Raw genomic sequence first — 26,540 nt, forward strand, 5'->3', positions numbered from 1 at the left:
CAGGGTGTGAGCCTCACTCTGCCGGCCCCGCGCCCGGTCAAGCCGGCGCTGCTGCCGCTCGTGCTCGTCTGCGTCTGCGTGCTTGCGACCATGATCACCTGGGCCTTCCGCTCGATGCGTGCCGTGATGGCGGTCGGCGGCTCCTGCGCGGACGGCGGACCCTACGTGTCGGCGCAGCCCTGCCCGGACGGCGCCTGGATGATCGGGGTGGCGATCCCGGTCTCACTGCTCGCCTGCATCATTGGTACGGGGATCGCCATGGCCGCCGGTGCCCGCGAGCTGTTCTCGCTCCTGTGGGGCGGCCTCTTCGGTGCGCTGGGCTGGAACTTCATCGACTCCGGCATCCGCGGCAGCGGTGGGGACAAGATCGGCGGCTACCTGCTGGGCGGGATGTTCTGGTTGATGGCGCTGCCGGCGGTCCTGTTCTTCCTCGGTCTGCCGTCCATCAAGGCAGCGGTCCGTGCGCGGCGTCCCCAGCCCGCGCCGACCGACCTCGAGACGCTCAAGCTCGCCGCTGCCGGCGTACGGCCGCCGTCGGCCGCTTCCGCCGTGCTGCGCGACTACAGCTTCCTGCTTGTCTATCTCGTCGTCGGCGCGGCCGGTGTCTGGCTGGGCTGGTGGAGCTGGGGCGAGATCGTCGGCTGAGGACCACGACCGGTCGTCGAGTGCTGCCGCGAGGGTCAGTCGAAGACGACGCGGTCGAAGGTGGTGGCGGTGAAGCGCACGCGCACGTCCACCTCGTCGCCGACGACGGGCACGGTGGAGCCGCTGGGCAGGAAGAGCATCGAAGCCTGCATGTGGGGTGGCTCGGCGAAGAGCCGCTGCTTGCCGCCGATGCTGAACGGCGAGCGCACGAAGCCCGCTGCGTCCAGGCCGCCCCTGGCGATCGCGCCGGCCCGGGCCTTGATCGTGCTGGCGCCGGTGGGCGCCTCGAGCCCGATGCCGTGCGCCGTACCGCCGCTGACAACGACGAGGGTGCCGTCCTTGGGAGCGGAGCGACCGCGGTAGCCGAAGACCTCGCCGCGGGTCACCGGATGGACGTCGAGCACGGTCGCCCGTACCCGGAGCGCACCTCGGTCGCCGAGCCAGAGGTCGGTGCCGATCCGTGGCCGGAAGGTGTAGTCCGGCCAGGAGCGGGCCAGCTCGGCGAGCTCGTGGTCGGTGAGGTGGGAGACCCAGATCGTGTGCGTGGGCAGGTCTGCGGCAACCACATCCGTCATCAGCCGTTGCACCTCGGAGAGATGGGAGGCGCCTCCCATCGGCAGATGCAGCGCGACGCCCTCGAGTCGGGCGTCAGGATGGGCGGCGAGCGTCGCCCCGGCCTCGCGCAGGCCGGCCGCGGAGAAGCCGTGACGCATCATCGAGGTCATCCGCTCCAGCACGAAGCGGGCGTCGGGGTCGCGCTGCAGAAGCGCTGGCAGGTCGTCGATGCGCCCGATGGTGTGCACCACCCGCGGATCGGGCTCCTGCGCCGCCGCGCCGAACGGCCGCCACGGGGTGAGCACCAGAAGCGCCCCAGGGAAGAGGTCGCGGACCGCCGGCAGCTCGTCGTAGGTGCCGACGGCGAGGGTGTCGACGCCGAGCCGGCGCGCCTCCTCGGCGAGGCGGGCATTGCCGAGGCCGTAGCCGTTGCCCTTCGCGACGGGGACCACGGTCGGCGCCCGACCCAAGGTGAGGTGCTGGTTGCCGCGGAACCGGGCGCTGTCGACGTAGAGGGTGAGGCTCATGGTGACGTCACCTCCGCTCCATGTAGAGCGTGAACGCCTTGTAGAGCGCGCGGTTGATCGGCAGGTCCCACTCGCCGGCGTACTCGACGGCCTCGCCCCCCGTGCCGACCTTGAACTGGATCAGCCCGACGTGTGCGTCGTCGGCATCCAGGGTGTCCGTGATGCCGCGGAGGTCGTAGACGTCGGCACCCGCCTCCAGGGCATCGACGATCATGCGCCACTGCACGGCGTTGGAGCCGCGTACCTCGCGCTTCTCGGTGGAGGAGGCGCCGTAGGAGTACCAGGCGTGGCCGCCGACGCGGATCCACAGGGTGCTCGCCACGAGATCGCCCTCGTGGTGGGCCAGGTAGAGCCGGAGCTCGCTCAGGTCGCCGGCGCCGTTGAGGGCGGCGTACATCGTCTGGAAGTAGGAGAGCGGGCGCGGGGTGAAGTGGTCGCGCTCAGCGGTGTGGACGTAGAGACGGTGGAACGCCGCCAGGTCGTCGGCGCCGCCCACCGTCACGACGACGCCGGACTTCTCGGCCTTCTTGATATTGCGACGCCAGAGCTGGTTCATGCCCTTGAGCACCTCGTCCGCGCTGCGCGGACGGCTGTCCCCGCTGGTCGGGCTGTCTCCGGGGGTCGGGCTGTCTCCGGTGGGCGGGTTGTCTCCGGGGGTCGGGTTGTCCCCGGTGGTCGAGCTTGTCGAGACCCGCAGCGGGATCACGAAGTTGTACTGCGGCTGCCCGGCGGCGAAGCCACCCTCGGCGACCAGGTGGCGCCATCCCAGGGCGTTGAGCTGACTGACGGCCCGCGCTCCCTCGACGCTGCGCTCGGTCGGCGGCAGTTCGGTGAGCCGGCGCACCGACTCGTCGGCGATGCCGGCCTTGACCTGTGCTGCCGACCAGCGTCCGGTGATCACGGGCGGCCCCATCCGTACGGCGAACGCACCGCGCCGCTTCAGGTGCCTGACCATCGGGTCGAGCCACGAGGCGAGATCGTCGGCGGCCCAGTCCAGCACCGGGCCCTCCGGCAGGTAGGCGAGGTAGCGCTTGACCTTCGGCAGTTGGCGGTAGAGCACCAGTGCGGCACCCACCGTGGCGCCGTCGCGCTCCCAGAGCAGGGACTCGCTGCGCCACTCGGACTTCACCGAGGCCCAGGCCGGGGTCTGCAGGAAGCTCGCCGAACGACGGGTACGCAGGAACGCCTCATGCTCCGCGGTCGTCGCCGTACGGACGGTCAGCGGGGCGGCGGTGGTGGGGGAAGACACGGCCACGAGGCTACCCGCGGGCCGGCTCCGGGTCAGAGCCGCTCGCGGAGCCAGGCGAAGTCGTCCCTGTGTTCTGCGGCACCGCCGGGCGTCTCGCAGACGACCGGCGCCCCGGCGTCGCGGATCACCGCGGCGAGGAGGTCGGCGTCGATGCGGCCGTTGCCGAAGTTGGCGTGCCGGTCGGCGCCCGAGTCGAAGTCGTCGCGGCTGTCGTTGGCATGCACCAGGTCGATCCGGCCGGTGATGGCGCGGACGTCGTCGACCACGGTCTCCAGCGCGTTGCCGCCCGCATGGGCGTGGCAGGTGTCGAGGCAGAAGCCCACGTTGTCTGCACCCTCGGCGGTGGAGATCGCCTCCCAGACGCGGGCGATCCGGTCGAGCCGCCGGGTCATGGCGTGGTCGCCACCGGCGGTGTTCTCGATCAGCACCGGCAGCTTGAGGTCGGTCGCCTCGATCGCCTTGCGCCAGTTGTCGAAGCCCTTCTCGATCAGCTCGGGATCGTCGGCCGCCTTGTCGACGTGACCGCCGTGCACCACCAGCCCGGCGGCGCCGATCTCGGCCGCGGCGTCGACGTGCTGCTGGAGAAGCTTGCGTGACGGGATCCGGATCCTGTTGTTCGTCGTCGCCACGTTGATGATGTAGGGAGCGTGCACATAGATGGTGACTCCCGCTGCCTCCGCGTCGGTGCGCAGCCCCTCCGCGCCGCCGGCGTACTCCACGACCGGTCCCTTGTAGCTCTGCGGGCTGCCCAGGAACATCTGGATCACGCTGGTGCCGCGGGCAGCGGCCTCGGCGATCGGGTCGGCCTGGTCGACGTGGGCTCCGATGACGACGCTCATGGCCCCATCGTGTCAGGTAGCTGCGCGGTGTTCTCCCCGGACGTCCTGCGATGTGGTGCCTAGAGCGACCAACAGGCAGGACGTTGTGGCGGATGTCCTGCGAAGCGGTGGCGGGAACCACCAGTAGGCAGGACGTCCGGCGGGCGCTGGGCCTGAGACCAAGGTGCTCAGCAGGAGTCAGCCGAGGGCGCGGAGCAGGACCTCGGCGTCACAGTTGCCGCCGGTGTGCACGATGGCGACGCGTCGACCCGCGAGTCGCTCGCGCTCGGCGAGCGCGCCGGCCAGCGCCAGGGAGCCCGCTGGCTCGGCGAGGTTGTGGGTGGCGGCGTACATCTCGCGCATCGCGGCGGCCGCCTGCTCCTCGCTCACCTCGACGATCCGGGAGGCGCCGGCCCGGATGACGGCGCACGCGCCCGGGTCCGGGACCCGACAGGCGACACCGTCGACGAAGGTGTCGGCGCGCTCGGTGGCAACCGGGCGCCCGGCGGCGAAGGAGAGTGCCTGGGCGGGCGCGCCGGCGGCCACGACCCCGACCACCTCGGTGGCGAGCCCGAGCAGGTCACGGACGTTGATCTGGGCAGCGATCCCGGAGCCCATCCCGACCGGCACATAGACCACGTCGATGCCCTGCACCTGCTCGTGCAGCTCGGCGGCCAGCGTGGCGACGCCCTCCACCAGCCAGGGATGGAACGCCGGCACCACGGTCAGCCCCTCGGCCGCCGCCAGCTCTTGGCTGTGCTCCAACGCGGCCTGGAAGTCGTGACCATGCACCACGACGCGGGCACCGAGAGCGGCCATCGCGGCGCTCTTGTCGGGACTGTTGCACTCCGGGACGACGATGGTGACGGGCACGCCGTAGGCGCGGCCGGCGTACGCCAGGCTCTGGCCGTGGTTGCCGCGGGTGGCACTGACGAGCCCGGCCGGTCGCGCACCGTGCACCCGGAGCCGCTCCAGGTAGTTCAGACCGCCGCGCACCTTGAACGCCCCCACCGGGGTGTGGTTCTCGTGCTTCACCCACAGCTCGGTGCCGAGCCGCTGCTCGAGCAACGGCCAGCGGTACGTCGGCGTGGCCGGCACGTGCCGGGCGACGACCGAGCGCGCGTACGTCAGGGAGGCCGCGGTGATCAGCGGACCGGCCGTCGCCGGGGCGGCCTGCGCACCGGAGGGTGCGCCCGGGGGTGCGCCGGAGCCGCTACCTGGTTGCGGGGCCGCGGTGGGTGGCACGGGTGGCGGGACGGGGGACGGGACGGCCTGAGCGGTCACCTCGCCGGGCACCGCGGGGATCGTCGACGCCCGGATCTGTGCCAGCGTCAGCGGTACGTCGGCGAGTGCGGTGGCGCCGATGCTGACCTGCTCGATGAGCTGCTTGAGCTGCAGGAAGCGCCCCGTGGCGACCGGGTTGCCGATCCGCGCCCGGGTACCGGTGACGAGCGCCGCGAGCATGGGCTCGGAGATGCCCAGCAGGCCAGGCAGCTCTCCTGCAGGCACGCCCAACACCGACTGCGCCCCGGAGGCGACCGCTGCGACGGTCGCACCGTAGGCGCTGTATTGCTGAGTGAGGGCGTCTTCTGTCACCGGAACCTGTCGGCTGGGGGTCGGTGCTCCGATCGTATCCGTGCCTCCCGACGCCGCACCCGACTGTCGCGTTTGATCGTCGAGCCCGCATGGGAAGGTGTCCTCCATGGTCCGCAGGTACGCCGTCTCGGGAGTCGTGTGCGCTGCCGCGCTCGTCCTGGCGCCCGGGCTCACGGCCGCCACGGCGCTGGTCGCGGGGGGTGAGCCGATCCCGGTCGCCGCCGCACGGGCGGAGGCCGCCACGGCCACGCCCGGCCTGCACCTGCTGTCGCTGCCGGGCGACGGCTGGCTGCGGGTGGAGCGCGATCCGGGCAGCACCGTGTGGGTCGGGGAGAGCGTCGTCACCGCGCGCCCCAACAACGGTGAGTACCGGCTCTCCTTCCACGACACCGACCACGACTGCTCCTGGACCGGCCCGGACTCGGTCGGCGAGTACCTCGCCCAGGTGCGGCTGCGCACCGGGGGCACGGCCTCCGGCACCTGCTCGGGCGACGAGCTCTGGGTGCGCCACCGACTTTCCCGGTTCGCCCAGTACGCCGACACTCCGGTCACGGTCGCGGTCTGGGAGGAGCCTGCGCCCACCAGCAAGGAGCTGCCCGGCCCGTCGCGGACGGTCGCGTGGGACGGATCGGGCGTCGACGAGGTCGGCTCGGTGCTGCTCGGTGCCACCTTCGCCGAGGCGCCGGAGCTCGAGGGTCGTTACACCGTGAGCGTCGCGCCGGGCGTCCCCGCGCTCTTCGCCGTACCGCTCGACTGGGGGCAGCACGTGCAGGTCGAGCTGAGCCTGCCTGACGGCAACACCGAGAAGGCCCCGGCGGTCACACCCCGGCTGATCAATCCGTTGGGGATGACCGCGACCTGGGCCGACTCCACCGCGTCGCGGTCGGGCACGGCGGCGCCGGAGCGGTCGGCGTTGTCGGTGCTCACGGGCGTCGCCTCGCGGGCAGGAGTGGTCTCGCCGACGATCCGCTGGCGGAACCGAGATGCTCCGGCCAACGCGGCAGCCTTCCCCGGCCGCTACTACGTGGCTCTCGACATGGAGGTCGACGGCCCCGAGGCGGAGTCCGCCGGAGCGACCTTCGAGGTGGCGGTCAAGGTCGTCACCGACGAGGAGGCCGAGGCGCCGTACGCGGATGCCCCGCCGTTGCCCGACCTGCGGGAGGAGCTGACGGTCGCCGACGAGCGGGCCGCGGTGTCGGAGAAGGCCAGCACCAGCGCCTCGGCGCAGGGGGATCGGCCGTGGCCGGCCGCGGTCGGTCTGCTGACCGGGTCGGCGGTGTGCGCGTTGGCCGGCGCCCTGCTCCTGGGGCGTTGGCGGCGGGGAGTGCTGCGGTGAACGCGTGGCTGGTGTGGGTCGTCCGCGACTGGCCGATGATCTGGTCGCTCGTGGCCGCTGCTGCCGTGCTGACCCTGGCCGGGCTCGTCCTGCTGCTCTGGCCGAGACGCTGACGGGCGGGGTCTCGACAGGCTCGGGGTCTCGACAGGCTCGACCACCGGACCTGCTGACTCAGCTCCTCCCCGCGCTGCTGCCCAGGAGGCCGGCGAGCTCGGCCCGGTAGTCGGCGTACGCCGCACGGAGCGCGGGCCCGGCCCAGTCGGTGGGCAGCACCTCGTCGGGCAGCAGCGGATCGGTCCGCAGGTGCCGGACGGCGGCGGCAGCGACAGTGATCCGTGTCGCCGGCTCGCTCGCCTCGCGGAGAGCTCGCAGCAAGCGGGTGGCCTGGGCCTGCCAGGCGTCGAGCGGCCACAGTCGAGCGGCGAGCCCCGACGGGTCCTCCTCGGGGTGGCAGAGCAAGGTCGTGGTGTCGGCTCGAGTGGCTGCCGACCAGCCGGGCCGCGTCAGGTTGTCGGGCCGGAGCCAGACCCCTTCGCGCAGCTCGGCGAGCCGAGCGTCGAGCAGCTCGCGGCGCAGCTCCTGGCGGCGCCCGGCCTCGCGACCGCCGGTGGTGACGACGACCTGGTGCCACGCGCCGTCCCAGGGTCGGGTGGTCGGATCGAGCTCGCGGTCCTGACGCTCCTGCCGGACGAGCAGCCGGTCGCTGAGCCGGTAGCTCGCGTCCTGGGTGACCAGGTCACCGGCGCCGACCATCCTGCTCAGGGCGACGCGCAGGGTCGCGCCGCTGACGCCGTGCTCCTCCGCGACCGCGACCAGGGTGCGCACCGGGATCTCCGCCGGATGCGCTCCGAGCAGCAGGCTGAGCACGAGTGATCGGGCGCTGAGCGGTCGGAGGCGAAGGCTGGTCACCTCGGCACTCTATTACGGGTCTTCCTTCAATTGGCAACAGCACGTAATATCGGGTGCATGGACACCACCCTGCCCCGCGAGACCACCGGCTACACGACCCACGAGGTCACCAACCAGCCGCCCCCGCACGCGCCGTACGACGCCGCTGCCGATCCGGCGCTGTTGGAGGGCCTGCGCCGCGAAGGTGCGGAGTGGGCCGAGGCCGACGTGCGCCGTGTGGGCCTGCTGGCCGGTGGGGTGGAGGCCCAGCAGTGGGGCGAGGATGCGAACCGGTTCGAACCGGAGCTGCGCACGGTCGACCGCTACGGCAACCGGATCGACGAGGTCGAGTTCCACGCGTCGTGGCATCACCTGATGCGCACCTCGGTCGCCGAGGGGCTGGCCGGCGCTGCGTGGACGGATCCGCGCCCCGGCGCTCACGTGGCCCGCACCGCCACCTCGCTGGCCTGGCAGCACACCGAGGCCGGCCATGGCTGCCCCATCACGATGACCTACGCGGTCGTGCCGGCGCTGCGCCACAACCCGGAGCTCGCCGCGACGTACGAGCCGCTGCTCACCTCGCGTGTCTACGACCCGGGCCTGCGGATCCCCACCACGAAGCGCGGCCTGCTCGCCGGCATGGGGATGACCGAGAAGCAGGGCGGCTCCGACGTGCGCACCAACTCCACGGTCGCCACCCCGACCGCCGAGTCCGGCGTCTACACGCTGACCGGACACAAGTGGTTCACCTCGGCACCGATGTGCGACCTCTTCCTCGTGCTCGCGCAGGCGCCGGGTGGTCTCTCCTGCTTCCTGGTGCCGAGGATCCTGCCGGACGGCACCCGCAACTCGTTCCGCATCGTGCGGCTCAAAGACAAGCTGGGCAACCGCTCCAACGCCTCCTCCGAGCCGGAGTTCGACGGCACCGTCGCCTGGTTGGTCGGCGAGGAGGGGCGCGGCGTCAAGACGATCATCGACATGGTCACCTGCACGCGGCTCGACTGTGTGACCGGTTCGGCCGGCATGATGCGCAAGGCGCTCGTCGAGGCGGCGCACCACGTCCGGCACCGGGCGGCGTTCGGGCGGACGCTGATCGACCAGCCGTTGATGCGCAACGTGGTGGCGGATCTGGCGGTCGAGTCCGAGGCGGCGACGACCCTCGCCCTGCGGTTGGCGGGGGCTGCTGACCGCGGCATCCGCGGCGACGCCCAGGAGCAGGCGTTCCGTCGGCTCGCGACCGCGATCGGCAAGTTCTGGGTGACCAAGCGGGGCGCGGGCTTCACCGCCGAGGCGCTGGAGTGCTTCGGAGGGAACGGCTACGTCGAGGACTCCGGCATGCCGCGGCTCTACCGCGAGGCACCGCTCAACTCCGTCTGGGAGGGCTCCGGCAATGTCAACGCCCTCGACGTGCTCCGTGCCCTCGGGCGTGAGCCCGCATCGGTCGAGGCGTTGATGGCCGAGTTCGCGCTGTCGGCCGGTGCCGACCCCCGGCTGGACGCCGCCGTCGCGCGGCTCGGGGCGGAGCTCGCCGACACCGACCAGCTGGAGCTGCGCGCCCGCCGGCTCGTCGAGCTGATGGCGGTGGCGCTGCAGGGCTCACTGCTGGTCCGCCACGCCCCGACCGCCGTGGCGGAGGTCTTCTGCGCCACCCGCCTCGGCGGCGACTGGGGTCATTCCTACGGCACCCTCCCCGCAGGCACCGACCTCACCGCGATCCTCGACCGCGCTGTCCCCGCCACCGCCTGACCGGTACCTGCCGCTGCCGGTGCTGAGCGGGCTCGACCACCGGGCTCGACCACCGGGCTTGTCAGAGGAGCAGCAGGACGGCGGCGAGGGCGAGGCCGATGGCGCCGAGGAAGCAGAGCAGGGCGGCGATGAGCGTTGCCGGGGAGCGGTGTGCCGGAGTGGCGACGGGCTGGCCGGAAGGGCCGGACGCGGCGTACGGGCCGGGTGCGTTCGACCCGCCGGACGGCGTACCGGAGAGCGGGCGGGTGCCGAAGTGAGTGAGACCGCTGCCACCGGAGCCGGGCGCGGAGCCTGCCCCACTGGGTACGGCGGGTGGGGCGACGTCGTTGAGCTGGTCGAAGACCTCGGGGGGCTCCGGGTCCTGGAGCCAGGGCGTGCCGGTGGGCACGCCGAGCTGCCGCAGCGCCTGGAGGGCGGCCACCGCGCTCACGGGCCGGTTCTCCGGCTCCGTGGCGGTCAGCCAGGAGAGCCAGTCGTGGAGCGGTCCGGGCGGAACCCCCTGCTGCTGCCGCGGCCCGAGCCCTGTGAGCATCTGGATGCCGACGATGCCGAGCGCGTAGAGATCCTGCTGCGGTGTCGGCGGTGCGCCCAGCCGCTGCTCGGGTGCCATGTAGCCCTCGGTGCCGATCGCGCCCGGATGCATCGTGAGTCGCACGTCGTCCATCAGTGCCGCGACGCCGAAGTCGCCCAGGCGCACGTACGGCCGGCCGGTGCCGGTCGCCTCCAGGAGCAGGTTCGCCGGCTTCACGTCCCGGTGGACGACGCCGGCCTCGTGCACGGCGGCCAGCGCTTGCAGGGTCTGGTCGAGCACCACCATCGTGTAGCTGAGCGGCAGCAGGCCGTGGTCGCCGAGGAGCGTGTGCACCGAGCCCCCGCGGACGAGGTCCATGGTGAAGATGACGACGTTGTCCTCCGCCGCCCACCCGCTCGGTGCAACGACGTGCGGGTGCTGGATCCGCACCGACTGCTCGCGTACGAAGCGGAGCAGCATGCCGCCGTCGGTCTGGGTGAGGAGCTTGGCGGCGAGGAACGTGCTGGTGCGCAGATCCCACGCGCGCCAGACCGATCCCATGCCGCCGGCGCCGATCTGGTCGACCAGCACGTAACGACCGGCCAACGGGTGTGAGGAGTGCACGTTCATGTCGCGCTCACCCTACCCACGACGGCGCCGGGCAACCGCTCGCCGGATTCACGGCGTACGGCGCCCCGCTGGTAGGCTTCAGCGTCTTTCGGCTCTGCTCACCCCGATGGTGGGTCACCCGAGACAACGCACAGCCCTCCTGCCACGGAGAGACCGTGGCCGCCGAGTCCAGAGGAGGTGGAGACCGCTATGCGTGCTTACGAAGTGATGGTCATCCTCAGCCCCGAGATCGACGAGCGTGTTGTCGAGACGTCTCTCGACAAGTACCTCGCCGTTATCCGCAACGATGGTGGCACCGTCGAGAAGGTCGACGTCTGGGGACGTCGCCGTCTTGCCTACGAGATCAACAAGTTCCCCGAGGGCATCTATGCGGTGCTCTCGCTGCAGGCCGAGCCGGCCACGGTCAAGGAGTTCGACCGTCAGCTCAGCCTCAACGAGTCGATCCTGCGTACCAAGGTCCTTCGGGCGACTGCCTGAGACCACCCGGCGGCGCCCGCTGGGTGCTCGCCAAGATCAGTCTCTCGGCCTGTGCATCACCGCCGTCTAGTGTCGACGGTCCAGGGCACGATGGGCTCGAGAAGACTCGAACGGATCAGCAAGGAGACCTGACATGGCAGGCGAGACAGTCATCACCGTGGTCGGCAACCTCACCGGCGACCCGGAGCTGCGGTTCACCCCCTCGGGTGCCGCGGTTGCGAACTTCACCATCGCGTCGACCCCACGCACGTTCGATCGTCAGACGAACGAGTGGAAGGACGGCGAGGCGTTGTTCCTGCGCTGCTCGATCTGGCGTCAGGCCGCCGAGAACGTGGCGGAGTCCCTGCAGCGTGGCATGCGTGTCGTCGCTCAGGGTCGCCTCACCGCGCGCTCCTACGAGACCCGCGAGGGCGAGAAGCGCACGGTGATGGAGCTCGAGGTCGACGAGATCGGCCCGAGCCTCAAGTTCGCCACGGCCAAGGTCACCCGTGCCGCCCGTGGTGGTGGCGGTGGCGGCGGTTACTCCGGCGGTGGCGGCGGCGGAGGGTTCTCCGGCGGCGGTGGCGGCGGTGGTTTCTCCGGCGGCGGCAACGCTGCTCCGGCGAACGACCCGTGGGCCACCCCGGCTCCGCAGGGCGGCGGGGGCCAGGCCCCCAACGACCCGTGGGCCGCGCCGGGTGTTGCTCCCGAAGAGCCGCCGTTCTGATCCAGCAACCTAACCAGCCAAACCCATTCCGGCTCATGCCGGGCTTCAGGAAGGAAGCACCACAATGGCCAAGGCAGTGATTCGCAAGCCCAAGAAGAAGGTTTGCCAGTTCTGCAAGGAGAAGGCGACCGGTGTCGACTACAAGGACACCACGCTGCTCCGCAAGTTCATCTCCGACCGCGGCAAGATCCGTGCCCGTCGCGTGACCGGCAACTGCGTCCAGCACCAGCGCGACGTCGCCATGGCTGTCAAGAACGCCCGTGAGGTCGCTCTGCTGCCCTACACCTCCGCCGGTCGCTGAGTAAGGAAGAGGGAGAGAAGAAGATGAAGCTCATCCTTACCCAGGAAGTCGACGGCCTCGGTGCCGCCGGCGACGTCGTCGAGGTGAAGGACGGCTACGGCCGCAACTACCTCATTCCCCGTGGTGACGCGATCCGTTGGACCCGCGGCGGCGAGAAGACCATCGAGTCGATCAAGGCCGCGCGTGCGTCGCGCGCGCTGCGCGACCACGACCACGCGGTCGAGGTCAAGGCGAAGCTCGAGGCCAAGCCGGTCAAGCTCGCGGTCCGCTCGGGCGAGGGCGGTCGTCTCTTCGGCCGCGTGACCGTTGCCGACGTCGCCGCCGCCCTGGCGGAGACCTCGGGCGAGCAGGTCGACAAGCGCACCATCGTGCTGGGCAACCCGATCAAGGCTCTGGGCAACCACCAGATCTCGGTCAAGCTGCACGACGAGGTGTCGGCCACGGTGGCCCTCACCGTCGTCAGCGCCTGACGTAACGCTCCCGAAGCCCCGGTCCGCCTCGCGCGGGCCGGGGCTTCGTCGTTCTCGGGGTGCGGGTGGCTGCCGAGTGGCCGCCTGTGTCCTATGGTTCGTACTTGTCGGGTTGTTCGGAGAGGAGAGGTGCATGGCTCGCTACGAGGAGGTCGCCCGCTCGCTGGCGCAGCAGTTCGAATCCGGGCGCTACCCGGTCGGGGCGAAGTTGCCTACCGAGATCGATCTGGCCGAGGAGTTCGCCGTCTCGCGAGCCACGGTGCGGACCGCGCTGGACACGTTGGAGGCGTCCGGGATGATCTCGCGCCGGCGCCGGGTCGGCACGATCGTCGAGGCGACGCGACCGCGCACCGGCTATGCCCGCACGGTGAGCACGATGAACGAGCTGCTGCAGTACTCGGTGGAGACGCGCCGCGAGGTGCTGGAGTGCGCCGAGGTGACGGTGGGAGAGGAACTGGCGACCTCCACCGGGTTGCGTGCCGGTCAACAGGTGATGCACTTGCGCTTGCTGCGGTACGCCGATGCCGCAGGCCGCGCGCCCCTCTGCGTGACCGACGCCTACCTAGATCCGGAGATCGCGGCGCGCGTGGTGTCTGCGCTGCCGGAGGCGGCGACGCTGATCAGTGAGTTGATCGAGGTCCGGACCGGCATCCTGACGACCCGCGTCGATCAACGGCTGAGAGCGTGCGCGTTGGACGGATCCTCGGCGGAGTTGCTGGCGGCCCCCGAAGGCGCGCCTGCGTTGGAGGTGCGGCGGCGGTACTTCGGTGCCTCCGGAGGCGTGCATCTGACCACGGTCTCGACCCACCCCGGGGACCGCTTCGACTTCACCTTGAGCATGGAGCGTCCGGCCGGCTAATCGCGGTCAGAGCAGACAGATCTTCTCTCCTCCGATATGGTTCGTACCAAAGAATTAGATCGGACAATAGGAGTGGCATGCGCATCACCGAGATCCGCGAAGTCGATGTTCCGCTGACGGGGGCGATCTCCAACGCGGTCGTCAGCTTCGAGCACCACCGGGTGTCGTTGGTCGCGGTCGTGACTGACGTCGTACGCAGCGGCCGACCAGTGGTCGGTGTCGCCTTCAACTCGATCGGCAGACACGCCCAAGGCGGCATCATGCGCGAACGGATGATCCCGCGGGTTCTCGGCACGTCGCCGGAGGATCTGCTGGATCCGGTCTCCGGCTTGCTGGATCCCGCTCGTGTGCTCACTGCCGCCATGCGCGATGAGAAGCCGGGCGGGCACGGGGACCGGGCCGCGGCGGCCAGTGCGATCGAGTTGGCGTGCTGGGACGCGCTGGCCAAGATCGCCGATGAGCCCGCCTACGCCACGATCGGCCGACGCTTCGGTCAGGAGCCCCTCGCCGCCGGCGTGCCCGTCTATGCGGCCGGCGGCTACTACCGCGCCGGGGAGGGTGTCGCCGAACTCGGTGCGGAGATCCGGTCCTACCTGGACGCCGGCTACGAGGCGGTGAAGATCAAGATCGGCGGCGCCTCGCTCACCGAGGACCTGCGTCGGCTCGACGGTGCGGTCACGGCGGCTGGTGGAGGGCACCGGGTAGCGGTGGATGCGAACGGCCGCTTCGACCGGGCCACCGCCGTCCAGTACGGCAAGGAGATGGCCGGCCACGATCTTCGGTGGTACGAGGAGCCGGTCGACCCGCTCGACCTGCGCGGCACCGCCGACCTCGCTGCGGAGTACCCCGGGGCGCTGGCCACCGGTGAGAACCTGTTCTCGGTCCCGGACGTGGTCAACCTGCTTGAGTTCGGCGGCCTGCGCGCCGATCGTGACATCCTCCAGATGGACGCCGGCCTGAGCTATGGACTGACGGAGTATGCGGCCATGGTCGACGCCATGCAGGCCCACGGCTTCGACCGCCGTGCGGCGATGCCGCACGGCGGTCACCTGATCAACCTGCATATCGTCGTGGGCCTGGCACTCGGTGGCTGCGAGGCCTACCCGGGTGTGTTCCAGCCTTTCGGCGGTTACAGCGATCGGTGCGAGGTGAAGGGCGGACTGATCGTGCCGAGCGACGACCCGGGCTTCGGGCTGGAGCAGAAGGCGGATCTCGCTCCGCACATCGAGGCGCTGGTGGGGCGGGCATGACGACGAGGGAGCAGACCATGCGGATCGCGATCGTCGGCTGTGGGGCGATGGGCTCGGTGTACGCCGCCCGATTGGCCGAGGCGGGTCACGACCTGCTGGTCGTCGACGCGTGGGCCGAGCATGTCCGCGCGATGTCGGCCGATGGCCTGAGACTCTCCGGCCCCGGCGGCGACCGGACGGTTCCGGTACGCGCCTTCGAGGCTCCGCCGGCCGCAGATGTCGATCTGGTCGTCGTGGCTGTCAAAGCGTCGGACGCGGGCTCGGCAGCGGCGACGTTGACACCCTTGCTTGCCAACGATCCGGTGGTGCTGACCATCCAGAACGGACTCGGTTCGGCCGACGCCGTGGCCGATGTCGTCGGTGCGGACCGCTTGGCCGTCGGGATCGCCAGCGGCTTCGGAGCGTCGCTCCGCGGCCCCGGCGTGGTGCATCACAACGCCATGCGGGCCCTCCGCTTCGGCGCCCATGCGGGCCTTGCCCCCGATCGGGTCGAGGCGGTCGCGGCCGCGTGGCGCGCGGGTGGATTCGACGCCCTCGCGGTCGACGACATCGCCGCCATGCAATGGGAGAAGCTGATCTGCAACGTCGCCTACAGCGGACCGTGTGCGGTCAGCGGCCTGACGGTCGGCGAGGTGCGGGACCACGCCACGCTTGGTCGGGTCAGTCGAGCTGCCGCGACCGAGGCCTGGGAGACCGCGCTGGCGCTCGGCATCGGGATCCAGGTGTCCGACCCCGTCGCATTGGTGCGTGACTTCGCCGGTCAGATGCCGGCTGCGAAGCCTTCGGCGCTGCTCGACGTGGAGGCCGGCCGCCGCAGCGAGATCGGTGTGATCAACGGTGCCGTTCCGCGTGAGGCGGCGAAGGTCGACCGCACTGCTCCCGTCAACGCCGCGCTGACCACGCTGGTGCACGCCGTCGAGCTCGGCTGAGCGTCGCCGTACGGCACTGCGCCCGCGCATGATCGTGCGCAGGCGCGACGCTGGGATCGGCCACTCAACCGCAAGCTCTCGACGTTTCGACAGAGGAAGCCGCCCCTCGTGGGAGGGGCGGCTTCCTCAGTGTGAGTGACGGGTGGGCTCAGCGAGCGGTGGGGACGACCTTCGCGGTCTCGGCGTCCCAGGTCGTAGCAGTGACACCGTCGTTGCGCAGTTCGAACTTCTGCACCCGGCCGATGGTGTTGCGGGGCAGTTCGGAACGGAACTCGATGTAGCGCGGCTGGGCGAAGTCCGGCACCCGGCTCCGGGCGAACTCCCAGAGCTCGCTGGCGACGAGCGAACTGCCGGGACGCAGGACAGCGGTCACCTTGAGGTCGTCCTCGGTCAGCGGAGAGGGCACCGCGTGTACGGCGACCTCGGCCAGGTCGGGGTGCTCCAGCAGGGCGTCCTCGATCTCTACGCTGGAGATGTTCTCGCCGCGCCGCCGTAGGCAGTCCTTGAGCCGGTCACCGAAGCTGAACCAGCCGTCCGCATCGACCGAGCCGAGATCGCCGGTGTGGAACCACTCGCCCTGCCAACGCTCAGCGGTCGCCTCGGGGCGGCCCCAGTAGCCCTCGAACATGATGTGCGGCTCCCGTGGACGCACGGTGATCTCACCCTGGACGCCCGGGGGCACCTCGGCGCCGGAGGAGTCGACGATGCGCATCTCGAAGCCGTCGCCGACCCGGCCGGAACTGCCTGCCGGTGCCTCCACGCCGCGTGGCATGGTCACGACCGGCGATGCCTCCGTCATGCCGTAGCCGCCGGCACGCGCCTCCGCGACCCCGAAGCGCTCCCGCCAGGCGCGGGTGGCCTCCGGAGTGAACGGCGCTCCGCGGACCAGTCGGAGTTGGCCGTAGGCCCGCTGTGCGGCGGGGCTGTCGGGTCCTTCGGCGACGAGGGTGGCCATCGGGCCGATCACGTAGCAGATCGACGCCTTGCTCTCCTCGATCTGGTCCCAGAAGCGGCTCAGCGAGAAGCGGGTTCCGATCACCGAGGTGCCGTGGAGCAGCAGCGTGGCGACGACCCCCGCCGTCATAGCGTGCATATGGAAGAGCGGAAGGGTGCTGAACTGCACCTCGTGTGGTTCGCGCTGGATGCTGTCGATCAACGACGCGCCGGCGTGTTGCAGGTAGCGATGGCTGAGCATGCAGCCCTTGGAGGCCCCTGTGGTGCCGGAGGTATAGAGGATGAAGGCCAGATCCTCCGGCCGCGCGGATCGGGCGACGGGCTCCCCGGCACGGAGATCCTCGAAGGCGATGGTGGTGTCGCCGGCTTCGCCGATCACGACGACCGAGGTCACGGTGGTGAGCTCCTCGCGGATCTCCTGGACCCGTTCGAGGTGCTCAGGGGCGACGACGATGCACACGGACCCGGAGTCGTTGAGTTGGTGGCGCAGGAACGTGCCGCGGTTCGCGGTGTTGATCGGCACCACGACGGCGCCCAGGCTCAAGATCCCGAAGACGGCCTCGACGAACTCCGGGCAGTTGTCGACCAGCAGGGCTACTCGGTCCCCGGGGCGCACCCCCAGGGCCTGGAACCCGCCGCAGATCCGGGCCGCGCTGGTGTGCAGGCCCTGGTAGGTGAGAGTCCGTTCGGCGAACCGCAGGTAGTCCTGATGAGGTGTGGCGTGCGCTGCTTGGCCGAGTAGGTCCGGCAACGAGGCTGCGGGGATGGTCAGGGCCGAGAACGGCATGAGCAGGCTCCTCTTCACAGAATATGAACCTGAGGTTAGCATCAGATATGCGGTTCGCCCATGGGGTTGACCGAAGGAGTTTTCGAGGAGGATGTCCATGGCGGACCGTCGGCGCAACATCTTGTTCATCACGACCGACCAGCAGCGGTACGACGCACTCGGGTGCAACGGAGGGCAGGTCGCCCGTACCCCGGTTGTCGATGCGCTGGCGGCGGCGGGCATCCGCTACGAGCGCGCGCACTGCCAGAACACGACCTGCATGCCGGCGCGGTCGACCATTCTCACCGGCCAGTACTCGCGCACCCACGGGGTCCGGGCCAACGGCATCCCGCTGCCCGAGGACGCGCCCAGCATCGCCACGGTGCTGGCCGAGGCCGGCTACCGCACGGCACTGATCGGCAAGGCTCACTTCGAGCCCATGAACGACCGGGAGTTGCGCTGGCAGGAGAACCGGCTGGCCGCGCTGGGACAGCATGGTCCCTACCGCGGCTTCGAGTTCGTCAACTTCGCCGGGCACACCGGCTTCGGGATGAACCACTACTCGCGGTGGCTCAAGGCCAACTCACCGGAATCGCGGCTGGGCTTCGCCCGGATGTTCGACGCCAGCCCCAGCGGGGAGACCGGCGCGCCCGAGACGGCGTACAACGAGATCCCGCGCGACCTGTACCACACCGACTGGATCGCAGAATCGGTGATGGCGTGGCTCGACTCGCTGCCCGGCGAGGACCCGTGGTTCTGCTGGATGAGCTTCCCCGACCCGCACCACCCGTGGGATCCCCCCGCCTCCGAGCGGCATCGCGTCGACTGGCGCGATCTGGAGCTGCCGGCCGGCCACCCGAGGTCGGTCGAGAACGCCCGCAAGGTGTTGAGCCAGAAGCCCGAGCACTGGTTGGCCTGGTACGACGGCCGGGTACCCAACGTCGACGGTGCCCCGGTCAACTTCGTGCCGGCGCAGATGACCGACGACCAGTTCCGCGAGATCAACGCCCTCATCCACATCGAGAACGAGCTGATCGACGAGGCGTGCGGCCGGGTGATCGATCGGGTCCGCAGCCGGGGCTGGGGGGAGAACACCGACATCATCTACACCACCGACCACGGTGAACTGCAGGGTGACTTCGGTCTGCTCTACAAGGGCCCCTTCCACGTCGACGCCGTGATGCGTCTGCCGCTGGTGTGGTTGCCGGCCGCCAGCGCCGGACACACGCCCGCGGTGATCACCCAGCCCGTCGGCCAGGTCGACCTCGCGCCCACCTTCTGCCAGATCGCCGGTGTCGAGGTGCCGGAGTGGATGGAGGGTGAGTTCCTCCCCACGGCCGACGACGGGAGCCGGGAACGAGTGCTGACCGAGTGGTACAGCCAGTTCACCTCCGGCTTCAAGATGCAGTCGATCTATCGCGACGGCTGGCTGTGCACCGCCTACCTCGGCGATGTCGCCCCCGACGAGGGGCTGCCGCCGAACGAGATGTACGGCCTGCTCGGGATGACGCCACCCGCCCCGATCCGGTACGCCGGCACCGAGGGTGAGCTCTACAACCTGATCGAGGACCCGCTCCAGCAGGTCAACCTCTGGGACGACCCTGCCTACCGAGCGATGCGCTCGGACCTGATCGACGACATGTTCGCGAGTCTTCCCGAGGGTCGCCCCGACCCGCTTCGGGTCGAGACCTTCGGCTAAGGAGAGAGAACGAGATGTTTCCAGGTACCCACGCCGAGGCCACCCCCGACCGGCTTGCGGTCGTCATGGGCAACGGCGATCGCCTCACCTACGCCGAGCTGGACCAGCGCTCGGCGCGGCTCGCCCAGTACTGGTACTCCATCGGGCTGCGTCCCGACGACCACGTTGCGGTGCTCTCCGAGAACCAGATCGGCTTCTTCGAGGTGCTCTGGGCGGCGTTGCGCAGCGGACTGCAGCTGACGCCGCTGAACTGGCACTTCTCGGCCCGGGAGATCGAGCACGTGATTCGCGACTCCGGCGCGAAGGCCATCGTGGTGACCGCGGAACTCGCCGAGCTCGGCGCCAGTGCCCTGCGTGAGGTCGACACCTGCTCGTCCCGGCTCATCATGGGCGGAGCGCACCCGGCGTTCGCCGACTATGCGGCGGCGGTCGCCGACCAGCCGGCCACCCGGTTGGCCGAGGAGCCGCGCGGCGAGTTCATGCTCTACAGCTCGGGGACCACCGGGCAGCCCAAGGGCGTACGACGCCCCCTCTCGGGCCGGGATGTGCGAGACCCGGTGATCCCGTTCGTGGTGCGGCTCCTGGACATCAGCGATCGGTCGGTGACGCTGGTGCCCGCTCCGCTCTACCACGCCGCGCCGATCATCTTCTCGACGGCGACGCACCTGGCCGGTGGCACGCTGGTGTGTATGGAGCGCTTCGACGCCGAGCAGTCGCTGGCCCTCATTGAACGGCACCGGGTGACCCACAGCCAGTGGGTGCCTACCCACTTCCACCGGCTGCTCCGGCTCCCCGAGGAGGTCCGGGGCCGCTACGACACCGGCTCGCTCGAGGTCGCCTCGCACACGGCCGCACCGTGCCCACCGCATCTCAAGCACCAGATGATCCAGTGGTGGGGCCCGGTGGTCTATGAGTACTACGGCGGTACCGAGGGCAATGGGCTCACCTTCTGTGACTCCGAGCAGTGGTTGGCGCATCCGGGCACGGTGGGTAGCCCGGTACTCGGGATCGTGCACATCTGCGCTGAGGACGGCGCCGAGGTGCCGGTCGGGGAGAAGGGGGTTGTCTACTTCGAGACGCCCAACCTCCCGTTCCGCTATCACAACGACCCGGAGAAGACCGCCAGTGTGCTGCACCCCCAGCACCCGACCTGGTCGACCTTGGGCGACATCGGTCATCTGGACGCCGACGGCTTCCTCTACCTCTCCGATCGGGCGACCTTCATGGTGGTGTCCGGCGGGGTGAACATCTACCCGCAGGAGACCGAGAACGTCCTGCTGGAGCACCCGCAGGTGCATGACGCGGCCGTCTTCGGCCTGCCCTGTGACGAGCTGGGCGAGCAGGTCGTCGCCGTGGTCGAGTTGGTGAAGGGTGTGGACCCGACTCCTGGTCTGGACCGCGTCCTCATCGACTTCGTGCGCGAACGGATCGCCCACTACAAGGCTCCGCGGCGGGTCGAGTTCGTCGCCGAACTGCCCCGTACGCCGACCGGGAAGCTGATGAAGCGCCCGCTACGCGACGCGTACCTGGCGGCCGCCGGAAAATAGTCCGGACCATTTTGCCTGTGAGGGTTGTCACGGAACGAATCTGACTCTAACCTCAGGTTTAGTTTCAGGGACGTTCGTTCCGGTGAGAAAGGGAAACCCGATGAAGAGCAACTGGCGCTTGGCCTCGGCAGCAGTCATCAGCGGCATGATGTTGACCGTCACCGCATGCGGCGGCACCAGCAGTGGTGGCGGCGCATCGCAGGCCGACGACACCTTCACCTACGGGGTCTCCGGCCCCGTCCTGAGCTGGGACCCGCGTCCCGAGACCCGGGCCTTCGCCATGGGTTGGTTCACCCTTGTCTACGAGGGCCTGCTCACCACCGACGCCAGCGGGGCGCTCCAGCCGGGCCTGGCCACCGAGTGGAAGGTCAGCGCTGACGCCGTCGACCTCACCCTCCGCGAAGGCATCACCTTCCAGGACGGCACGGCGTTCGACGCAGAGGCCGTCAAGGCCAACATCGAGGCCGGCAAGAAGGTGGCCGGCGTGACCGGCGCCGCACTCGCGCCCATCGCCTCCGTGGAGATCGTCGACGCCGCGCACGTCTCTCTCAAGCTCGCCTCCCCGGCGCCGGACCTGCTCGACCAGCTCGCCCGCATTCCGGGCCTGATGATCAGTCCCGGGGTCAGTGCCGACGACGTGGCGAAGGGCGTCCCGGCCGGCACCGGTCCCTACCAGGTGGACGCCGCCAACTCCAACCCCAAGAGTGCATGGAAGTTCGTCCAGAACGAGTCCTACTGGAACAAGGACGCTGACCGCTTCGCCGATGTCGAGTTCCGGATCATCTCCGACCCCACGGCCCGCCTCAACGCCTTGATGAGCGGTCAGATCGATGCCGCCGACATCGCGGCGACGCAGGTTGCTCAGGCCGAATCCTCCGGTCTCAAGGTCAACACCTCCCCGACCAACATCGCCACCTTCGAGATCCTCGACTCCGACGGCACCAAGGTCTCCGCCTTCGCGGACCCGCAGGTACGCCGTGCCCTGGCGATGGCGATCGACCGGGAGACCTTCGCCAAGACGGTCTTCGGCGGCCTGGCCGAGCCGGTCGACCAGCTGTTGCCCGAGGGCGTGCCCGGCCACATCGACGACGCCGAGCCCTACGCCTACAACCCGGACGAGGCCAAGCGCCTGCTCAAGGAGGCTGGGGCTGAGAACCTCACCTTCTCGGTGCCGAGCGACCCGGTGTTCTTCGCCAAGGGGGCCACCGCCCTCCAGGGCATGCTGGCCAAGGTCGGCGTGGAGATGAAGGTCGAGACCGTCGCCTCCGGCGCGGAGATGACCGCCAAGATCGCGGCCGCCGAGTTCCCGGCGACCTACACCTACATCCCCGACCGCAGCGCCCAGACCATCTACAACAAGCACATCCTGCCGGGCGCGGTCTACAACCCGTTCAAGGTCGCCAAGCCGGAGATCGCCGCTGCCGAGGAGGCCGCTCTCGCGGGCTTCCCCGACGTGGACAAGATGACGATCGCCTTCGAGGACCTCTTCCGGGCGGTCAACCAAGAGGCGCTGATCATCCCCATCGTGGAACTGCGCAGCGCGATCGCCTACGACCCCGACCAGGTGGGCGACGTCCCGGCCTGGACGGGTGTGCCGATCACGCCCTACGTCGTAGGCCTCGAACCCAAGAAGTGATCGCGGGGTTCACCACCCCGAGGTGAGGAAGGACAACTCATGCGACGCATTGCCATCGGACGCCTCGCGTCCGCGGTCCCCCTCCTGGTGCTCGTCTCGTTCATCGTCTTCGGAGCGATGCACCTGGGTGCGGGCAGTGTCTCCGAGTCGATCCTCGGTGACGGTGCCACGCCCGATCGGGTCGCGGCACTGGACAAGGAGCTCGGCCTGGACCGGCCGTTCCTGGTGCAGTACGCCGACTGGCTGGTGAGCGCGGCGCAGGGTGACTTCGGCAGCTCCTACATCGACAAGCGTGCGGTGGCCGACTCGGTCTCCGTAGCGCTTCCGGTGACCTTGAGCATCGCCGGCGGCGGCATCCTGGTGGCCGTCCTGCTGGGTCTGGGCGTCGGTCTCGTCGCCGCCGCCCGGCCCGGCGGTTGGGCCGACCGGCTGCTCACCTTCCTCTCCTCGGTGGCCCTCGCCGTCCCTGCCTTCTGGGCGGCGATGCTGCTCTCCTACTACCTGGGCGTGGAGGCCGGACTCTTTCCCGCGTCCGGCTACATCCCCTTGGCCACCGACCCGGTGGGCTGGTTCCAGTGCCTGATCCTGCCCTCCATCGCGCTGGGCCTGGCCGGTGCCGGCTCGATCGGCCGCCAGATGCGCGGTGCCCTGATCGACGTGCTGCGCAAGGACTACATCCGGACCGCTCGCGCCAAGGGCGCCTCGCCGCTGCGGGTGCTCTTCCGGCATGCCTTCCGCAACGCGATGGTGCCGGTCTCCACTGTGATCGGCTTCCAGGCGGCGACCATGCTCGGTGGCTCGTTGGTGGTCGAGCGGGTCTTCGCGATGCCGGGGTTGAGCGACCTGCTGGTCCCAGCAGTCCTGGGGCACGACTTCCCAGTGGTGCTGGCGATCGTCGTGGTCACCGCGATCGCGGTGCTCGCGATCAACTTGGTGATCGACCTGGCCTATGGATTCTTCGACCCGAAGGTGCGTGCGTGATGAACGAATCCTGGCGGCATCGCTTCGTACGTGATCCCTTCGCCCTCGGCGGCCTGATCCTGCTGTTGTTGGTGCTGGTCGCGGCCCTGGCCGCGCCCTGGCTGGCCCCTGCGGACCCGGACACCACCAGCAGCGACCTGCTCCTCGGCCCCGGCGCCGGACACCTGCTGGGCACCGACCAGCACGGCCGCGACGTCCTGAGCCGGTTGCTCTTCGCCTCCCGCACCGCCCTGATGGCCGGCGGCGAGGCCGTGGGTCTGGCCCTGGTCATCGGCGTACCGCTCGGCCTGATCGTCGGCTACTTCGGTGGCTGGTGGGACCGGATCGGGATGCGCATCGTCGACGCCCTGATGGCGGTGCCTGCCCTCATCATCGCCTTCGCGATCATCGCGGTGCTCGGGCCCGGTCTCACCAACGCCATGCTGGCCGTGGGCCTGCTCTTCGCGGTCCGGATGATCCGACTCGTGCGCGGCATCGTGCTCTCCTTGCGCGAGGAGTTGTACGTCGACGCGGCACGGCTCGGTGGCGCTCCGCGGTTCTACGTCATGGGCCGCACGATCCTGCCCAACATGTTGGGCCCGGTGATCGTGCAGTCGGCGCTCTACTTCAGTGCCGCCCTGCTGATCGAGGCGATGCTCAGCTTCCTCGGTGTCGGCGTCCAGATCCCCAACGCCACCTGGGGCAGCATGTTGGCCGAGGCTCGTGCCGAGCAGTTCAACCAACCGTTCCTGCCGTTCCCCCCGGCGATCGCCCTGACCGTCACCGTGCTGGCGCTCAACTTCGTCGCCGACGGACTGCGCGACTCTCTCGGCAAGGGCAACGCGAAGTCGCCACGCAAGCCGCGGCGCCGCGCTGCTGCAGCGCAGGCGACCGTGCCGGTCACGTCCACGGCCGGGCTCGCCGCCGTGGACGGCGCGGAACTGCGGATCCGCGACCTGGTCATCTCGGTCGCCGCCCCGGGTGGACCGCTACCCGCGGTCCGCGGCGTCAACATCGACGTGCGTCGTGGCGAGATCGTCGGTGTCGTCGGTGAGAGCGGATCGGGCAAGAGCCTGACGGCCCTGTCGATCATGGGTCTGCTGGCGCCTGGCGTCTCCGTGACCGGCGGCCAGGTGCTGCACCAGCAGGTCGACCTGGCGAGCCTGAGCGACAAGCAGATGCGCTCGATCCGCGGCAAACGGATCGGCATGGTGTTCCAGGAGCCGCTGTCGGCGCTGAACCCGGCGATGACGGTCGGCGCGCAGATCGCCGAGACGCTGCGCATCCACACCAAGGCCAGCCGCAAGGAGGCGCTCTCCCGCGCCGTCGAGTTGCTCGACCGGGTCGGTGTGCCCGATCCCGAGGCGCGGGCCAAGGACTTCCCCCACCAGTTCTCCGGCGGCATGGCTCAGCGGGCGGTGATCGCCATGGCGCTGGCCTGCGAGCCAGAGCTCCTGATCGCCGACGAGCCCACCACCGCGCTCGACGTCACCACGCAGAAGCAGGTGCTCGACCTCCTCCAGGAACTGGTCGACGAGTTCGACCTCGGAGTTCTGCTGATCACGCACGACATGGGCATCGTCGCCGAGACCTGCGACCGCGCGTACGTCATGTACGCCGGCCAGGTCGTCGAGGCCGGCGACGTCGTGGGCATCTTCACCAGGCCCCGGCACCCCTACACCGCCGCACTGCTCCGCTCCACGCCACGAGGCGCGGTCGGCGACCGACTGCCTACGTTGCCGGGGCGGGTGCCCAACCTGGTGGACATCGGTGCCGGTTGCACCTTCGCGCCCCGATGCTCCTTCGCTCAGGACTCGTGCCGTCAGGGAGAGATCCCTCTGCTGGCGCTGGGCGGCCCGTCCGCCAGCCGCTGCCTGCTCACAGACCAGATCAAGATGGAGGCGGTGTGATGACGGCGCTCCTCGAGGTCGACGACCTCAGCGTGACCTTCAGGCGCCGGGTCGGCGCCCTGGGCCTCAGGCACCGCGAGATGCGCGCGGTCGACGGAGTCAGCTTCGACATCCAGCCGGGGGAGACCTTCGGTCTGGTGGGCGAATCCGGCTCGGGCAAGAGCACCACCGGCCGGGTTGTGCTCGGTCTGTTGGGCGCTACCAGCGGCGAGGCGCGCTTCGAGGGTCGGCCGATCGCCGAGCAGGGCACCTCGCGCGGTGACAAGGCGTTCCACGCCGGGGTGCAGGCGGTCTTCCAGGACCCGCTGGCGTCGTTGAACCCGACCATGAAGCTCCTCGACGCGATCGCCGAGCCGTTGCGCTGGCTGACCTCGATGTCGGCTCGAGAGCGCAGTCACCGGGCTTCGGAGCTGCTGGAGATGGTGGGTCTCGACCCGACTCTGGGTGACCGTTACCCCCACCAGATCTCCGGCGGCCAGCGCCAGCGCGTCGCGATCGCCCGGGCGATCGCCCCGCGCCCCCGCCTCGTGGTCTGCGACGAGGCGGTCAGCGCACTCGACGTCTCCACCCAGGCCCAGATCATCAACCTGCTGCAGGACCTGCAGGACCAGCTGGGCATGGCCTACCTCTTCATCGCCCACGACCTTGACGTGGTGCGCCACATCAGTGACCGCATCGGCGTGCTGTGCCGCGGCGTGATGGTGGAGCAGGGCGACGCCGACCAGGTCTACGACGCCCCCAAGCACGCCTACACCCGAGAACTCCTGGCCTCGGTGCCCAACCCCGACCCGCATGCCGGCCGGCAGCGGAAGCGAAAGGAAGCTCTCTCATGAGCCTCGTGGTCTCCGGCGATCAGATCCGGCTGCTCACCTTCGACCGTCCCGACCACCTCAACGCCTTCAACCGCGACCTCTGGCAGCGCTTCCGTGACGCCCTGCAGGAGGCCGCGGAGGAACCGCAGGTCAAGGCCGTGGTCGTCACCGGGAACGGACGCGCCTTCACCTCCGGCCAGGATCTCTCCGAGATGGAGTCGATGGTTGCCGAGGGCGACGGGAACCTGCCGGCCCAGGTCATGGAGTTGCTGATCGACTACCCGCTTCCCCTGATCAGCGCCGTCAACGGCGTGGCCGCCGGCTTCGGCCTGGGCCTCGTGGCCCACAGCGATCTCGTGGTGATGGCGGAGTCGGCACGCCTGGGCGCGCCCTTCGTCGGCATCGGCCTGGCGATGGACGCAGGCATGAGTCACCTCCTGCCGCAGCGGATCGGGTACTCGCGCGCGGCCCATCTCTTCCTCACCGGCGGTTGGCTCTCCTCCGCCGAGGCGTTGGAGTCCGGTCTGGCGACCGCCCGCGTCGCCGACGGCGAAGCGCTCGCGGCGGCGCTGGCGCTCACCGAGAAGATGGCTCCGCACCCCGCCTCCGCTTTGCGGGCGACCAAGCGTCTGATGGTCGAGGCCCGGCGAGACGCCGTCCGCACGGCGTTGGCTCGCGAGGAGAAGACCCTCCACGAGCTGGCCGCTGGCCCGGACCACCGCGAGCGGGTTGCGGCGTTCCTCGCCAAGCGCAGCGCCTGATC

At 70.1% G+C, this 26,540-nt stretch carries 24 protein-coding genes; 17 read left to right on the plus strand and 7 right to left on the minus strand.

Annotated features, from left to right (window positions below; all coding sequences use genetic code 11):
* Nucleotides 1-6: 6 nt before the first annotated feature.
* Nucleotides 7-645, plus strand: a complete 639-nt coding sequence (locus DNK54_RS11820) for a hypothetical protein (RefSeq protein WP_110207184.1) — start codon at nt 7-9, stop codon at nt 643-645.
* A gap of 35 nt (nt 646-680) precedes the next feature.
* Here the strand turns inward: DNK54_RS11820 and DNK54_RS11825 are convergent, their stop codons facing one another.
* The 4 genes from DNK54_RS11825 to DNK54_RS11840 all read right to left on the minus strand — a co-directional run bounded on the left by DNK54_RS11825 (nt 681) and on the right by DNK54_RS11840 (nt 5,390).
* On the minus strand, nt 681-1,727 hold the full coding sequence (locus tag DNK54_RS11825) for an alanine racemase (protein WP_110207185.1): 1,047 nt from the start codon (nt 1,725-1,727) through the stop codon (nt 681-683).
* Nucleotides 1,728-1,734: 7 nt separating this feature from the next.
* The gene (locus DNK54_RS11830) at nt 1,735-2,976 is read right to left on the minus strand and encodes a lipid II:glycine glycyltransferase FemX (protein ID WP_239460057.1); all 1,242 of its coding nucleotides are present in this window, start codon (nt 2,974-2,976) and stop codon (nt 1,735-1,737) included.
* Between the two features lie 32 nt (nt 2,977-3,008).
* Nucleotides 3,009-3,815 (minus strand): deoxyribonuclease IV, encoded by an 807-nt coding sequence (locus DNK54_RS11835; protein ID WP_110207186.1) that lies wholly within the window; start codon nt 3,813-3,815, stop codon nt 3,009-3,011.
* A 177-nt stretch (nt 3,816-3,992) separates the two neighbouring features.
* Entirely contained in the window at nt 3,993-5,390 is a 1,398-nt protein-coding gene (locus DNK54_RS11840; protein ID WP_239460058.1) for a threonine dehydratase, read from the minus strand.
* A gap of 106 nt (nt 5,391-5,496) precedes the next feature.
* Here DNK54_RS11840 and DNK54_RS21705 point away from each other — a divergent pair, with 106 nt between their 5' ends.
* On the plus strand, nt 5,497-6,726 hold the full coding sequence (locus DNK54_RS21705) for a hypothetical protein (protein WP_110207187.1): 1,230 nt from the start codon (nt 5,497-5,499) through the stop codon (nt 6,724-6,726).
* Nucleotides 6,727-6,897: 171 nt separating this feature from the next.
* On the opposite strand, the gene DNK54_RS11850 is transcribed toward DNK54_RS21705, so the two are convergent.
* Nucleotides 6,898-7,635, minus strand: a complete 738-nt coding sequence (locus DNK54_RS11850; protein WP_110207188.1) for a PaaX family transcriptional regulator C-terminal domain-containing protein — start codon at nt 7,633-7,635, stop codon at nt 6,898-6,900.
* 57 nt (nt 7,636-7,692) lie between these two features.
* Here DNK54_RS11850 and DNK54_RS11855 point away from each other — a divergent pair, with 57 nt between their 5' ends.
* Nucleotides 7,693-9,360, plus strand: a complete 1,668-nt coding sequence (locus DNK54_RS11855) for an acyl-CoA dehydrogenase family protein (protein WP_110207189.1) — start codon at nt 7,693-7,695, stop codon at nt 9,358-9,360.
* Between the two features lie 61 nt (nt 9,361-9,421).
* Here the strand turns inward: DNK54_RS11855 and DNK54_RS11860 are convergent, their stop codons facing one another.
* Nucleotides 9,422-10,501: a serine/threonine-protein kinase gene (locus DNK54_RS11860; protein ID WP_110207190.1), complete on the minus strand. Its 1,080-nt coding sequence runs from the start codon at nt 10,499-10,501 to the stop codon at nt 9,422-9,424.
* Between the two features lie 189 nt (nt 10,502-10,690).
* Here DNK54_RS11860 and rpsF point away from each other — a divergent pair, with 189 nt between their 5' ends.
* The 7 genes from rpsF (at nt 10,691) to DNK54_RS11895 (ending at nt 15,493) form a co-directional block, all read left to right on the plus strand.
* Nucleotides 10,691-10,978, plus strand: a complete 288-nt coding sequence (gene rpsF / locus DNK54_RS11865; RefSeq protein WP_110207191.1) for a 30S ribosomal protein S6 — start codon at nt 10,691-10,693, stop codon at nt 10,976-10,978.
* Between the two features lie 133 nt (nt 10,979-11,111).
* Nucleotides 11,112-11,684, plus strand: a complete 573-nt coding sequence (locus DNK54_RS11870) for a single-stranded DNA-binding protein (protein ID WP_110207192.1) — start codon at nt 11,112-11,114, stop codon at nt 11,682-11,684.
* Between the two features lie 64 nt (nt 11,685-11,748).
* Nucleotides 11,749-11,985, plus strand: a complete 237-nt coding sequence (gene rpsR / locus DNK54_RS11875; RefSeq protein WP_110207193.1) for a 30S ribosomal protein S18 — start codon at nt 11,749-11,751, stop codon at nt 11,983-11,985.
* A gap of 23 nt (nt 11,986-12,008) precedes the next feature.
* Complete coding sequence (gene rplI, locus DNK54_RS11880; protein ID WP_110207194.1) at nt 12,009-12,455, plus strand: 50S ribosomal protein L9; 447 nt, start codon at nt 12,009-12,011, stop codon at nt 12,453-12,455.
* 133 nt (nt 12,456-12,588) lie between these two features.
* Nucleotides 12,589-13,314: a GntR family transcriptional regulator gene (locus DNK54_RS11885; protein WP_110207195.1), complete on the plus strand. Its 726-nt coding sequence runs from the start codon at nt 12,589-12,591 to the stop codon at nt 13,312-13,314.
* Between the two features lie 77 nt (nt 13,315-13,391).
* Nucleotides 13,392-14,564: an enolase C-terminal domain-like protein gene (locus tag DNK54_RS11890; protein WP_110207196.1), complete on the plus strand. Its 1,173-nt coding sequence runs from the start codon at nt 13,392-13,394 to the stop codon at nt 14,562-14,564.
* Nucleotides 14,561-15,493 carry a ketopantoate reductase family protein gene (locus DNK54_RS11895; RefSeq protein WP_204164553.1) on the plus strand — a complete coding sequence of 311 codons (933 nt, stop codon included), beginning with the start codon at nt 14,561-14,563 and terminating at the stop codon, nt 15,491-15,493. The genes DNK54_RS11890 and DNK54_RS11895 overlap by 4 nt, the downstream gene beginning before the upstream one ends.
* Before the next feature lie 148 nt (nt 15,494-15,641).
* Here DNK54_RS11895 and DNK54_RS11900 read toward each other — a convergent pair whose 3' ends face one another.
* Nucleotides 15,642-17,234, minus strand: coding sequence for an AMP-binding protein (locus tag DNK54_RS11900; RefSeq protein ID WP_162602416.1), 1,593 nt, complete (start codon nt 17,232-17,234; stop codon nt 15,642-15,644).
* A gap of 97 nt (nt 17,235-17,331) precedes the next feature.
* Here DNK54_RS11900 and DNK54_RS11905 point away from each other — a divergent pair, with 97 nt between their 5' ends.
* From DNK54_RS11905 to DNK54_RS11935, 7 genes are all read left to right on the plus strand, one after another.
* Nucleotides 17,332-18,912: a sulfatase family protein gene (locus DNK54_RS11905; RefSeq protein WP_110207199.1), complete on the plus strand. Its 1,581-nt coding sequence runs from the start codon at nt 17,332-17,334 to the stop codon at nt 18,910-18,912.
* Between the two features lie 14 nt (nt 18,913-18,926).
* A complete protein-coding gene (locus DNK54_RS11910) occupies nt 18,927-20,459 on the plus strand; it encodes an acyl-CoA synthetase (protein ID WP_110207200.1) in 1,533 nt (510 codons plus the stop codon).
* A gap of 100 nt (nt 20,460-20,559) precedes the next feature.
* Nucleotides 20,560-22,095 (plus strand): ABC transporter substrate-binding protein, encoded by a 1,536-nt coding sequence (locus tag DNK54_RS11915; protein WP_110207201.1) that lies wholly within the window; start codon nt 20,560-20,562, stop codon nt 22,093-22,095.
* 39 nt (nt 22,096-22,134) lie between these two features.
* Complete coding sequence (locus DNK54_RS11920; RefSeq protein WP_110207202.1) at nt 22,135-23,076, plus strand: ABC transporter permease; 942 nt, start codon at nt 22,135-22,137, stop codon at nt 23,074-23,076.
* Nucleotides 23,076-24,965: a dipeptide/oligopeptide/nickel ABC transporter permease/ATP-binding protein gene (locus tag DNK54_RS11925; protein WP_110207203.1), complete on the plus strand. Its 1,890-nt coding sequence runs from the start codon at nt 23,076-23,078 to the stop codon at nt 24,963-24,965. The genes DNK54_RS11920 and DNK54_RS11925 overlap by 1 nt, the downstream gene beginning before the upstream one ends.
* Nucleotides 24,965-25,798, plus strand: a complete 834-nt coding sequence (locus DNK54_RS11930; protein WP_110207204.1) for an ATP-binding cassette domain-containing protein — start codon at nt 24,965-24,967, stop codon at nt 25,796-25,798. Before DNK54_RS11925 ends, DNK54_RS11930 begins: the two co-directional genes overlap by 1 nt.
* Nucleotides 25,795-26,538: an enoyl-CoA hydratase/isomerase family protein gene (locus tag DNK54_RS11935; protein WP_110207205.1), complete on the plus strand. Its 744-nt coding sequence runs from the start codon at nt 25,795-25,797 to the stop codon at nt 26,536-26,538. Before DNK54_RS11930 ends, DNK54_RS11935 begins: the two co-directional genes overlap by 4 nt.
* The last annotated feature ends 2 nt before the right edge of the window (nt 26,539-26,540 follow it).

The sequence above is a fragment of the Nocardioides daejeonensis genome (assembly GCF_003194585.1).
In the GTDB taxonomy this organism is placed as follows: Bacteria; Actinomycetota; Actinomycetes; order Propionibacteriales; family Nocardioidaceae; genus Nocardioides; species Nocardioides daejeonensis.

Bases quoted from the DNA above. Each gene is read 5' to 3' on its own strand.
- DNK54_RS11935 (WP_110207205.1), top strand. From the start codon at position 25,795: ATGAGCCTCGTGGTCTCCGGCGATCAGATCCGGCTGCTCACCTTCGAC.
- DNK54_RS11885 (WP_110207195.1), top strand. From the start codon at position 12,589: ATGGCTCGCTACGAGGAGGTCGCCCGCTCGCTGGCGCAGCAGTTCGAA.
- DNK54_RS11855 (WP_110207189.1), top strand. From the start codon at position 7,693: ATGGACACCACCCTGCCCCGCGAGACCACCGGCTACACGACCCACGAG.
- DNK54_RS11890 (WP_110207196.1), top strand. From the start codon at position 13,392: ATGCGCATCACCGAGATCCGCGAAGTCGATGTTCCGCTGACGGGGGCG.
- DNK54_RS11835 (WP_110207186.1), bottom strand. From the start codon at position 3,815: ATGAGCGTCGTCATCGGAGCCCACGTCGACCAGGCCGACCCGATCGCC.
- DNK54_RS11825 (WP_110207185.1), bottom strand. From the start codon at position 1,727: ATGAGCCTCACCCTCTACGTCGACAGCGCCCGGTTCCGCGGCAACCAG.
- rpsF (WP_110207191.1), top strand. From the start codon at position 10,691: ATGCGTGCTTACGAAGTGATGGTCATCCTCAGCCCCGAGATCGACGAG.
- DNK54_RS11915 (WP_110207201.1), top strand. From the start codon at position 20,560: ATGAAGAGCAACTGGCGCTTGGCCTCGGCAGCAGTCATCAGCGGCATG.
- DNK54_RS11905 (WP_110207199.1), top strand. From the start codon at position 17,332: ATGGCGGACCGTCGGCGCAACATCTTGTTCATCACGACCGACCAGCAG.
- DNK54_RS11895 (WP_204164553.1), top strand. From the start codon at position 14,561: ATGACGACGAGGGAGCAGACCATGCGGATCGCGATCGTCGGCTGTGGG.
- rplI (WP_110207194.1), top strand. From the start codon at position 12,009: ATGAAGCTCATCCTTACCCAGGAAGTCGACGGCCTCGGTGCCGCCGGC.
- DNK54_RS11900 (WP_162602416.1), bottom strand. From the start codon at position 17,234: ATGCCGTTCTCGGCCCTGACCATCCCCGCAGCCTCGTTGCCGGACCTA.
- rpsR (WP_110207193.1), top strand. From the start codon at position 11,749: ATGGCCAAGGCAGTGATTCGCAAGCCCAAGAAGAAGGTTTGCCAGTTC.
- DNK54_RS21705 (WP_110207187.1), top strand. From the start codon at position 5,497: ATGGTCCGCAGGTACGCCGTCTCGGGAGTCGTGTGCGCTGCCGCGCTC.
- DNK54_RS11870 (WP_110207192.1), top strand. From the start codon at position 11,112: ATGGCAGGCGAGACAGTCATCACCGTGGTCGGCAACCTCACCGGCGAC.
- DNK54_RS11860 (WP_110207190.1), bottom strand. From the start codon at position 10,501: ATGAACGTGCACTCCTCACACCCGTTGGCCGGTCGTTACGTGCTGGTC.
- DNK54_RS11920 (WP_110207202.1), top strand. From the start codon at position 22,135: ATGCGACGCATTGCCATCGGACGCCTCGCGTCCGCGGTCCCCCTCCTG.
- DNK54_RS11930 (WP_110207204.1), top strand. From the start codon at position 24,965: ATGACGGCGCTCCTCGAGGTCGACGACCTCAGCGTGACCTTCAGGCGC.
- DNK54_RS11910 (WP_110207200.1), top strand. From the start codon at position 18,927: ATGTTTCCAGGTACCCACGCCGAGGCCACCCCCGACCGGCTTGCGGTC.
- DNK54_RS11925 (WP_110207203.1), top strand. From the start codon at position 23,076: ATGAACGAATCCTGGCGGCATCGCTTCGTACGTGATCCCTTCGCCCTC.